7 protein-coding genes are annotated in these 10,903 nt (G+C 65.8%); 6 read left to right on the forward strand and 1 reads right to left on the reverse strand.

The genetic code is table 11. The features are described from left to right. Positions 1-307: 307 nt before the first annotated feature. Positions 308-475, reverse strand: a complete 168-nt coding sequence (locus ACR81A_RS00280) for a hypothetical protein (RefSeq protein WP_440312211.1) — start codon at positions 473-475, stop codon at positions 308-310. A 3-nt stretch (positions 476-478) separates the two neighbouring features. On the opposite strand from ACR81A_RS00280, the gene ACR81A_RS00285 reads away from it, so the two are divergent. The 6 genes from ACR81A_RS00285 (at position 479) to kdpB (ending at position 10,899) form a co-directional block, all read left to right on the forward strand. Beyond that, a complete protein-coding gene (locus tag ACR81A_RS00285) occupies positions 479-1,432 on the forward strand; it encodes an alpha/beta hydrolase (protein WP_440312212.1) in 954 nt (317 codons plus the stop codon). Positions 1,433-1,563: 131 nt separating this feature from the next. After that, positions 1,564-1,977 carry a hypothetical protein gene (locus ACR81A_RS00290; RefSeq protein ID WP_202380464.1) on the forward strand — a complete coding sequence of 138 codons (414 nt, stop codon included), beginning with the start codon at positions 1,564-1,566 and terminating at the stop codon, positions 1,975-1,977. 288 nt (positions 1,978-2,265) lie between these two features. Beyond that, positions 2,266-6,576: an SdrD B-like domain-containing protein gene (locus ACR81A_RS00295; RefSeq protein ID WP_202380463.1), complete on the forward strand. Its 4,311-nt coding sequence runs from the start codon at positions 2,266-2,268 to the stop codon at positions 6,574-6,576. A 379-nt stretch (positions 6,577-6,955) separates the two neighbouring features. Further along, complete coding sequence (locus ACR81A_RS00300) at positions 6,956-7,045, forward strand: potassium-transporting ATPase subunit F (protein ID WP_036058129.1); 90 nt, start codon at positions 6,956-6,958, stop codon at positions 7,043-7,045. Beyond that, the gene (gene kdpA, locus ACR81A_RS00305; protein ID WP_440312213.1) at positions 7,045-8,718 is read left to right on the forward strand and encodes a potassium-transporting ATPase subunit KdpA; all 1,674 of its coding nucleotides are present in this window, start codon (positions 7,045-7,047) and stop codon (positions 8,716-8,718) included. The genes ACR81A_RS00300 and kdpA overlap by 1 nt, the downstream gene beginning before the upstream one ends. Positions 8,719-8,721: 3 nt before the next feature. Further along, on the forward strand, positions 8,722-10,899 hold the full coding sequence (gene kdpB / locus ACR81A_RS00310) for a potassium-transporting ATPase subunit KdpB (protein WP_440312214.1): 2,178 nt from the start codon (positions 8,722-8,724) through the stop codon (positions 10,897-10,899). Positions 10,900-10,903: the final 4 nt, after the last annotated feature.

Raw genomic sequence — 10,903 nt, forward strand, 5'->3', positions numbered from 1 at the left:
AATGGCACTGGACCAGCTCAACCATGAGCGCTCGGCCATGGACGAAGGAGCGGTGGCAGATGCGGACGCTGCATGCAGTCAGTATGCGGCTGTGGGTGGGAAGCTCCCCCGGGTACAACTCAGCGGCCCGACCGCCACGACGTGGAGTAGGCCGGCGAGGCCTGCCTCCGGTTCACTCGCGCTCAAGACTCAGGCCGAGCAACTCGCGGCTGCCCGAGACCCCAAGGTGATTGCGCGCAGGTGGCGCGAGCTCTCAGGCCATCAACGCGGGCGGTTGATCGAACAACAGCTGTTGTTGATCGGCAACTTAGAAGGAATCCCCCTGCGCGACCGCGACCGGGCAAACCGTGTGCGCATGCGCGAACACCGAGCAGAACTCGCCCAGCATCTGGAAATGCTCCAGTGGCTGTCTCGAGGTGAGCCAGGTGCTGGGGTAGGCGAGCGTGAACAGAAGCAATTGATCGCTGAGATTCACGGCATGAACGTGATTCTCGGCGAGGTCGTCCCAAGCGCCGAGACCGCGAGAAATCGACGTATAACGCTGGTGGCATTTGATCCGGTGCGGGACAGCATCGTCACCTACCACGGCGCGCTTGATCCGGTGTCGGGCGACATCGCGTCGTCGGTGCGCCGGATCGGGGTAGTGATTCCGGGAACGAATGCCACCCTTGGGAACTACACCAACGAACTACGACGTGTGCGAGATCTTGCGGAGGGTTCGAGCCGAGGAGCGGCATACTTTGTCTGGCGGGGATCGCCGATGCCGGAATTCACTTCCCATGGATCTCTTGTCGAGCCAGCGTCGCGGGGTTTTGCGGAAGTTGGGAGCCCTCGACTTGCCACGTTTGTGAATGCCCTGCCGCTTCCCCCGGGCGCCGAGCTCACTCCAATCGCTCATAGCTATGGGGCTGTGGTGTTGGGCGGGGCAGAACAGCGGGGGCTTCGGGCAGACCGCGTGGTCTACGTTGCGCCAGCGGGTCTCGGCCGGGGCGTGCGTGGGCTCGGTGACTTCCCCGCGACGGGACAGCGGCCACACTTCGTGCTGCAGACGCGAAACGACGGCATCGTCGGCTGGAACCAGGGGAACCCAGTCGCGGCAGGCCTCGGCCTTGGCCACGGCCGCCTCCACCCCTTGCGTACAGCGGGGATCACTCGGTTGGAGACGGGCTACCTTGTGGACGGTGATCCCAGTTCAGGCCTGCTTGAAACTCAAGGACCAGTGGCCGCGCACTCGAATCCATTCACTGCCGGGAGCACCGCGATGCGTAATCTGGTCGCGGTAGTCGAGGGGCGGGAAGTGAACCGCTTCGAGGAAGTTGATCCCGGGTGGGAACGGGCGATGGATCGCGCTCCTGGGGGCCAGCGGTGGGCCCGAGTGCCGGTGTTGTCCGGGGAACTCGTGTCATCGCGTAGCGGGGGAGTAACACCGTGACGCTCGTCCGTGCCTGGCGGCGGGCAATGCTGTGCGGGCTATTAGTGGGGGCGTTCGTTGGGGCGCCAGCCTGTGCGGGAATAGAAGACCGTCGGGCCGAGCGCGCTCGTGAACAAGCTGAGGAGCTCAGCGTGCTTGCCCGGCAAGCCGAACAGTGGGGTGAGGACCTGTTGAGTCAGGTCCCGGGGGAACCAATCGCCGATGAATTGGATCCCGCGAGTGGGCCCCGTCTGAGCAACGACCTGGGTGGGCCGTCCACCGAGTACTACGTCTGGACGCGGCATCTCGATCTTGCCGCCGACAGCGAGCTGCTCGCGAGAGATTTGGCCGAGCAACTCGCGCCGTGGCTTGAACAGGAGGGCTGGGAACAAATTCGCCAGGGGGTGTACCCCGTGGAGCCGGATCGCGTGAGGCGAGACTACGCACGCGAGAAGTATCACCTCGTGGTTGAAGCGCGGAGCGAGCCGGGGCCCGTGCGCGAGATCCTCGCGCTGCTCATCGTGACACCCGCCACGGTGGGGCTGCGGGAAGATCCGCTCTGGTAGAACCAACGAGGCGAGAAGCCAGGGCAAGTTATATCCGACCGCATGAAATGGGGCGCATAGGTTGTCCGGGCGAGTTGCGTACGTTCCGCAGTGTGGAAGTCAGACAACTTTGGGGTCTCGCGTGCTAGGCTCGCGTGGGGCAATTGGGCCCGTGTGGCAGTAAATGGAAGTGCGATGGGGATCGCGCGGACACAGCTCGGGGGATCGAGCTGCACTTCACACACATCACAGGGGTATTCGGTGCGCCTGCCCATTTTGGTGCGCCGAAACACAATTTTTGGGGGATATATGCCGACGGCATATCCGGGCGCTATTGACGCGCCCAAACGAGGCTGGCGAGGGCTGTCAGCCCTGCTCGCAGGCCTCCTGACCGCGTTGCTCGTGGTCACAGGCGTGAATGCGGCGCCCGCGATGGCCGCACCATCTGGAACGGTGGACGTGCAGTTCCCGACCGGTTCCGGCAACTGGAACGGGACGCCCGTCTTCGAAGAAGGCCAGTCCTACCTGATGCGCGTAAAGTACGACAACTCGAAGGTGCCCGGTGGGCACGAGGCTGTCATCGTGGTGCCCAAGGGCTTCTCGATCGGCAGCATCCCCGCTGAGAACAAGGCGGTCGAGTCGTTCACGCTGGAGAACGGCGAACTGCGTATCAAGTTCAAGGACCCCATTACGATCACGCAGGGCGTGATCGACGTGAACTTCACCGTGGACACGCTCACCGAGTCCACCGAGAAGGAGATCAGCTGGGGTGTCAAAGGCCAGGAGCAGACGACGACGATCGTCGTCAAGCAAGGCGGCGACAACTTCACGAACGTAACCCCGGCCACTTCGAAGAGCGCAACCGGGTCCACGCTGCCGCAGGTGCAGATCGTCGACGGTCAGGTCGTGCTCGGTGACGAGTTCCTGGACGCGACCATCAGCTACCGGATCACTGTCGACAGCGGCGCCGCGCGCACCGTCTCGATCGCGGATCAGCTTGGCGAGAACCTCACCTTCGTTCCTGGATCCTTCGGGCTCCAGAAGACGGTATGGGATGCGAAGGGCATGAACGAGACCGGCCCTACCGCCGAGACCGTCGGGCAGTTCACGGGCACCGGCTTCTCCTTCGACCTCGACGCAGACGCGAACTCGAAGTACGTGCTCACCTACCAGGCGAAGATCGCGGATGCGCAGGCGCTCGCAAAGCTCCGCACGAAGCTGCAGGCCGAGTACGAGGCCGTGCAGGCCAAGGAGGGCGCCTTCTATGGCATTACCCTCGGCAACTCAGCGACTGTCGCAGGCGAGACCCACGCCACGACCACCTGGCTCGGCGGCTACACCCCGGTCGACCCGAAGCCGAACGTGGGCTCCGCCTTCACCAAGAAGAGCACGCTGGGCTCGACCCGTGTCGAACTCGAGACTGACGGCGTGACGCTCGTCGAGCCGAAGGATGTGACCTACACGCTGAAGGCCGACCTCCGCGAGTTCAACGCCTTCGCGGGTGGCAAGTACGCCCTCACCAGCAACGTCGTCATCACGGATATCCTCCCGGCGCAGCTGCGCTGGCTCGGGTCCGAGGCGGACTTCCTGAGCCCGGCGTTCGAGCAGGTCACCGGGGTGAGCGCAGCTGACTTCGGCGGCGACGCGTACGTCGGCAAGTACCAGCTCGATGGCCAGACCCTGCGGATCAACGTCGGCAAGGACACCACGCAGAAGTCCGAGATCAAGGTACGCGCGCAGCTCGTCTCCGTCGCGGGTCTCACGAAGGTCGCCAACTCGTCGAACCAGTACGCGGAGATCGAGTTCTCGAAGATCACGAACCGCGCCACCTTCGCCTACGGCGATGGCCTCACGAAGGACGCGGAGACGAGCCACACCCCCTTCACTCCGAAGGATCCGGGCAGCGTCATCGACGACGGCAACCGCTTCGACAAGCGGGCCGAGCGCAACGTGATCGAGCTTGAGAAGGGCAAGGACGTCGCGCAGGTGCCCTTCACGTTCACCGTGGGCAAGGGTCTCGGCGACGCGGCGAAGTCGCGAGTGGTCGACGTGATCGATCACACGGCGCTCAACGTCACCGAGGACACGCTCGCGGACATCGCGCAGACCCTCACCGGGCGGAGCGACAGCGGCGTGAAGCTCGACGGCACGATGTTCGATCTGTCGCTGAACGCCGACGAGCACCTCGTGTTCCAGCCGAATGCGGCCTTCCCGGCTGAGATCGGCAAGGACGGCTACCACTTTACGGTGACGATCCCGACGCACAAGATCACGGGCAACACCGCGCTCGTGGTGAAGAATTCGGCCTCCTACTCGGGCGACGACATCGAGTACGAGTACACCTCGACCACGCAGTCGAAGGCCGGCGTCGCGGGCAGCGAGATCCAGATCACGAAGACCGTCTACGACCCCAAGCGCGACGGCTATACGACGAACCTCCGCGCGGAGGTAGACGAGGACACCAAGGAGCTCATCCAGGACGAGTTCGTCTACCGGGTGCAGCTGCTCCCCACGATGAGCTTCACCGAGCTCCTCTACGACGTGCGCGATCAGCTTGACTCGAAGCTCGAGTTCCTCGGCTTCGTCGAGAAGTCCGACATCCAGAACGGTACGGCGACGCCGGCCGACAGCTACACGATTCCAGGCACGCAGATCGTCGTGACTTACAACGCCGCGGGGAACACGCTCAACATCGTCTCAGGCCAGCCGGTTCCCGGCGGCGAGAAGATCGAGCTCTTCTTCAAGGTGAAGGTCAAGGACTACACCTACGGCGAGGGCGTCGAGAACGTTATCGGCTCCTCCAAGGTGACGATCACGCCGACGAACGAGTTCCCGCTCGACATCTCAAAGCTCGACGCGATCGTTCCCGAGGGCCCCGCGATCACCGATCGCGACGCGCGCTTCGAGCTGCGCAACGCCGCGGGCGACGTGGTGCTCAGCGACCTCTACGTCGTGGGCGGCAAGCTCCGACTGGCGGGCCCGAACGGCGCGGACCTCGTGCCGACCGTGAAGGCTGCCGGGACCTACACGATCCACGAGCTGCGCGCCCCCGCCGGGTACGTGCGTAACAACGAGCCCGTGGAGCTTGTCGTCGACAGCGAGGGCAACTCGCCGGAGACGAAGTTCTTCAACACCCCGATGAGTGCGGTCAAGAAGGTGTCGGTGGGCGACTACGTCTGGCTCGACGTCGACCGCGACGGCATCCAGGGGTCCAGCTCGGACGAGCGGCCGATTGAGGGAGTGAAGCTCGTGCTCAATGGTCCCGACGGGAAGCCCGTCACGGACATTAACGGTGATCCTGTCGCTCCGGTGTGGACCGACGCGAAGGGCTTCTATGAGTTCACCCTGCTTCCTGCGCTCAGCGCCGGGCAGACGTACACCGTGAAGATTGATCGCGACGACGAGCGTACGAAGGAGGCTCTGAAGGGTCTCACACCGACGGAAGAGCACGCGGGCACCGACCGCGAGCAGGATTCTTCCTCGTGGACCGCCGTGTCGCGTGATGACCTCGTCAACGACGGCGACCGAGATCCCTCGCTTGACTTCGGCTTCTTTGCGAAGCAGGTGTCGGTAGGTGACTACGTGTGGCTCGACGTTGATCGCGATGGCATTCAGGGCACCAGCCCAGACGAGAAGCCGATTGAGGGCGTGAAGCTCGTGTTGGTTGGGCCCGACGGGAACCCCGTTGTGGACATCGACGGCAACGAGGTTGCTCCGGTGTGGACCGACGATAAGGGCTTCTACGAGTTCACGAACCTTCCCGCGCTTGAGGCTGGCGAGAAGTACACCGTGAAGATCGACCGCGAGGACGATCGCACCAAGGAAGCGCTGAAGGGCCTCACGCCCACGAAGCCCGGCCAGGGTGACGACCGTCTGAAGGATTCCTCTTCGTGGGAGGCCGAGTCCGGTGACCTCGTCAATGATGGTGACCACGATCCCTCGCTCGACTTCGGCTTCCAGGTGAAGTCGTACGCAGTCGGCGATGTGGTCTGGATCGACACGAACAAGGATGGCCTCCAGGACGACACCGAGTACACGCTCGCTGGCGTGAAGGTCCGCCTGTTCGAAGAGGTCGTCAACGAGAATGGCGAGATCGAGGCAGTGCTGGTCGGCGAGACCACCACGAACAAGCAGGGACTCTACGTCTTCGACGAGCTTCCCGCGGGCAAGTACCGCGTGCAGTTCGAGCTGACCCCGGCTCAGGCCAAGATCTACAAGTTCACGAAGTACGCAGCGGGCAAGACGGCGCTTGACTCGAACGCCGGTGAGAACGGTTTCAGCGAGTGGTTCATCCTGGATGACACCAATGCAGACCTGACCACTGACTACGAGTACAGCGACTACGTTGGCGGTATCAAGGCCACGCAGGGCATCGACCCGACGTGGGATGCTGGCGTCATCGTGCTGAACACGCCGACCCCGGGCCCCGGCCCGGAGCCCGTGGACCCGACGGAGCCCGGAACCCCTGAGCACCCGAAGGGCGGCACCACCATCGGTGGTCTGGCCAACACGGGTGGCATGGAACTCTGGGGCTACTTCGCCGGTGGTGCTGCGCTGCTGCTCCTCGGAGCTGGCGCACTGCTGCTGAGCGGCCGTCGCCGCGAGGCACGCCACAGCTAGTTCTGTGAGCATCGAACATACGCTGTTCGAGCTGTGCTGAACGAGGGGCTCGTACCGAAAGGTGCGGGCCCCTCGTTCGTATTACGAACGCTGCGGAGCATCCGCGCTCTGCGGGGAGTCTCAGGGCCTTGAGTGTGAGGAAAGCGTAAGGATTTGGGCCTGAATCGTGCCCCGCCGTACGGATCCCGTGAGGGTCCGATGTGCGCGCTGCCGCCCCGTGGTGCACTAGCTGCGGCGCCCCGTTCGGGGGCCCTGCAGGGCGCACTCGCCCCGCGGTAGTTCTTCGATCGGAGCTCCTCGTGCTCGACGTCGTCTACATTCTCGGCGCGCTCGTCCTCTTCGCGATCGTCGCGGTGGTCGGGAAGGCGGTGGCGAAGCTGTGATCGTGTTCGAAGCTCTTGCCGCGGCCCTCGGCCTTGCGGCAATCGTGTTCCTTGTCATCGCCCTCGTGAAGCCGGAGCGCTTCTGATGGCGTGGCTCGCATTCCTTGCCGCTCTCGCGGCCGTTGTCCTCGTGCTCGTCGTCACACACCGTCCACTGGGCGACTACATGGCGCACGTCTACACCACTCGGAAAGACTGGGCGGTAGAGCGCGGCATCTACCGCGTGATCGGCGTTGACCCGCGCGCCGGACAGTCGTGGCAGGCCTACCTGCGCGCGGTGCTCGCCTTCTCGCTGCTGGGCGTGCTGTTCCTCTACCTCTTGCAGCGCACCCAGCACGTGCTGCCCTACTCGCTCGGGCTTCCGCCAGTGCCCGAGGGAATCGCATTCAACACCGCGATCTCCTTCGTGGCAAACACCAACTGGCAGGCCTACTCGCCGGAAGTGACGGTGGGCTACACGGTGCAGCTTGCGGGCCTGGCGGTGCAGAACTTCGTTTCCGCCGCGACCGGCATGGCCGTGGCGATTGCCCTTGTGCGGGGATTCGCAGCCCGTCGCTCGGGCACGATCGGCAACTTCTGGGTGGACCTCATTCGCGGCACTCTCCGGATCCTGCTCCCCATCTCGCTGCTGGGAGCCGTGGTGCTCATGGCGGGCGGGGTGGTCCAGAACTTCGCGGGTTTCACCGAGGTGACAACGCTCTCGGGCGCGGCGCAGCAGATCCCGGGCGGCCCGGTCGCATCTCAGGAAGTGATCAAGCTGCTCGGCACGAACGGTGGCGGCTTCTTCAATGCGAACTCCTCGCACCCGTTCGAGAATCCGACGGCGTGGACGAACGTGGTGCAGGTGATCCTGATCCTGCTCATCCCGTTCGCGCTGCCACGCACCCTCGGCACGATGGTGGGGGATCGTCGCCAGGGTCGAGCGGTCGCCGCGGTCATGGCGCTGCTCGCGCTCATCTCCACGACCGCGCTCACGGCGCTCGAGCTCGCCGGCCGCGGCGCAGCACCTCTGCTCGCGGGCGGCGCACTCGAGGGCAAAGAACTGCGGTTCGGGATCGTGGGGTCGACGCTCTTCGGCTCGGCCTCAACGCTCACCTCGACGGGTGCGGTCAACTCGATGCACGACTCGTTCACGGCGCTCGGCGGCATGGTGCCGATGCTCAACATGATGCTCGGCGAGATCGCTCCGGGCGGCGTCGGGTCTGGCCTCTACGGCATGCTCGTGATCGCGATCATCGCGGTGTTCCTCGCCGGCCTGCTGGTGGGACGCACTCCCGAGTACCTCGGCAAGAAGATCGGCCCGCGCGAGATGAAGCTTGCCAGCCTCACGATCCTGGTCATGCCGCTCCTCGTGCTCACGGGGGTGGCGCTCAGCTTCGCGCTTCCCGGGGTGCGCGAGAGCGTGATCGGCGAGTCGATCGCGAACCCCGGCGTGCACGGTCTGTCCGAGGTGATCTACGCCTTCACCTCCGGTGCGAACAACAACGGTTCGGCATTCGCGGGCCTCACCGCGAGCACGCCGTGGTTCACCGCCGCGATTGGCGTGGCGATGCTGCTCGGCCGCTTCCTGCCGATCGCGCTCGTGCTGGCGCTCGCCGGTGCGCTTGCGGCGCAGGATCCGGTTCCCGAGACCGCGGGCACGCTGCAGACTCACCGCCCGCTCTTCATCGGGCTCATGGCCGGCACTGCGGTGCTCGTCACGGCCCTCGTGTTCTTCCCAATTCTCACGCTGGGTCCCCTAGCGGAAGGGCTGATGTAAGCCATGTCCACCCTCACTCACACTCCCGCGGAGGCCGCCGCGCAGGCGGCCGAGCACGCGGCGGCGACGAAGGCTGCGCGCGCCACGAAGACGCTCACTTGGGCGCAGGTGCGCCATGCGCTCCCCGGGGCCGTGCGCAAGCTGCATCCGCGAGCGCAGTGGCGTAACCCTGTGATGCTCATCGTCTGGGTGGGCGCCGTGCTCACCACGGCGCTCGCGCTTGCTGAGCCGTTCCTCGGCGGGCCGCAGGACTCGGGCGGCGCGACCGTGCCCGTGGCGTTCACCGCGATCATCGCTGGCTGGCTGTGGCTCACGGTGCTCTTCGCGAACCTCGCCGAGTCGATCGCGGAGGGCCGCGGCAAAGCGCAGGCCGACTCGCTGCGGCAGACCCGCACGAGCACGCTCGCGCACCGCGTCGCGCACTACGACGCCGCGGGAGACCCCGCGGCCGAGCGCGCGGAGCTCGTCGACATCTCCTCGGCGGAGCTCACGCTCGGCGACGTCGTGGTGGTCTCGGCGGGCGAAGCGATCCCGGGCGATGGCGACATCGTGTGGGGCATCGCCTCGGTCGACGAATCGGCCATCACGGGCGAGTCCGCGCCGGTGGTGCGCGAGTCGGGCGGTGACCGCTCGGCGGTGACGGGCGGCACGCGCGTGCTCTCCGACCGCATCGTGGTGCGCATCACCTCCCGGCCCGGCGAGACCTTTGTTGATCGAATGATCGCGCTTGTGGAGGGCGCTGCCCGGCAGCGCACCCCCAACGAGGTTGCGCTGAACATCCTGCTCGCGGCACTGTCGATCGTGTTCGTGACGGTCGCACTGACCCTCGGCCCCATCGCCTCCTACGCGGCGGCTCCGGTCAGCATCACGGTGCTCGTGGCACTGCTCGTGTGCCTCATTCCCACGACGATTGGCGCGCTGCTCTCCGCGATCGGCATTGCGGGCATGGATCGCCTGGTGCAGCGCAACGTGCTCGCGATGTCGGGTCGTGCGGTCGAAGCGGCGGGCGACGTGACGACGCTGCTGCTCGACAAGACCGGTACGATCACCTACGGCAATCGGCGCGCGAGCGCGTTCGTGCGCATGGGTGGTGTCACTGAACAGGAGTTCGTGCGGGCGGCGGCGAGCTCCTCGCTCGCGGATCCCACTCCTGAGGGCACCTCGATCGTTGATCTCGCGCGGCTGCAGGGAGTCGAAGCAGTGCAGGATCCGGCCGCGCAGATCGTGCCGTTCACCGCGCAGACGCGCATGTCGGGGCTCGACCTGCCCGATGGTTCGCAGCTGCGCAAGGGCGCGGGCTCGGCGGTGATCGCCTGGCTCGAGGCCGACGGTGCGGCGCTCCCCGCGGGAGTGGGTGCGGAGATGCGCGCGGTGGTCGAGCGCATCTCGGAGTCGGGCGGCACGCCGCTCGTCGTCGCGGAGAAGTCGGCAACGGGAGTGCCGCGCATCCTCGGCGTGATCCACCTGAAGGACGTGGTGAAGGAGGGGCTCACCGAGCGCTTCCGCGAGCTGCGGGCGATGGGCATTCGCACGGTCATGGTGACGGGCGACAACCCGCTCACCGCCGCCGCGATCGCGAAGGAGGCCGGGGTCGACGACTTCCTCGCCGAGGCAACCCCGGAGGACAAGCTCGAGTACATTCGCCGCGAGCAGGAGGGCGGCAGGCTCGTCGCGATGACGGGCGACGGCACGAACGATGCGCCCGCACTCGCGCAGGCCGATGTCGGCGTCGCGATGAACACGGGCACCTCCGCCGCGAAGGAGGCCGGCAACATGGTCGACCTCGACTCGGATCCCACGAAGCTCATCGACATTGTGGCGATCGGCAAGCAACTGCTCATCACGCGCGGCGCCCTCACCACGTTCTCGATCGCCAACGACATCGCGAAGTACTTCGCGATCATCCCTGCACTCTTCATGGGGGTGTTCCCCGGGCTGTCGGTGCTGAACATCATGGGCCTGCACTCACCGGCGTCTGCCGTGCTGTCCGCCGTGATCTTCAACGCCGTGGTGATCGTGTTCCTCGTGCCGCTTGCCCTGCGCGGCGTGCGCTACCGGCCGGCGAGCGCGGCGCAACTCCTCGCTCGCAACCTCGCCATCTACGGGCTGGGCGGCATCGTGACGCCGTTCATCGGCATCTGGCTCATCGACCTTGCCGTCCGGCTGATCCCGGGCTTCTAACCCT

The organism is Leucobacter chromiireducens, from assembly GCF_051993095.1.
Lineage (GTDB): Bacteria > Actinomycetota > Actinomycetes > Actinomycetales > Microbacteriaceae > Leucobacter > Leucobacter chromiireducens.

Bases quoted from the DNA above. Each gene is read 5' to 3' on its own strand.
- ACR81A_RS00285 (WP_440312212.1), top strand. From the start codon at position 479: ATGAACGTGATTCTCGGCGAGGTCGTCCCAAGCGCCGAGACCGCGAGA.
- ACR81A_RS00295 (WP_202380463.1), top strand. From the start codon at position 2,266: ATGCCGACGGCATATCCGGGCGCTATTGACGCGCCCAAACGAGGCTGG.
- kdpA (WP_440312213.1), top strand. From the start codon at position 7,045: ATGGCGTGGCTCGCATTCCTTGCCGCTCTCGCGGCCGTTGTCCTCGTG.
- kdpB (WP_440312214.1), top strand. From the start codon at position 8,722: ATGTCCACCCTCACTCACACTCCCGCGGAGGCCGCCGCGCAGGCGGCC.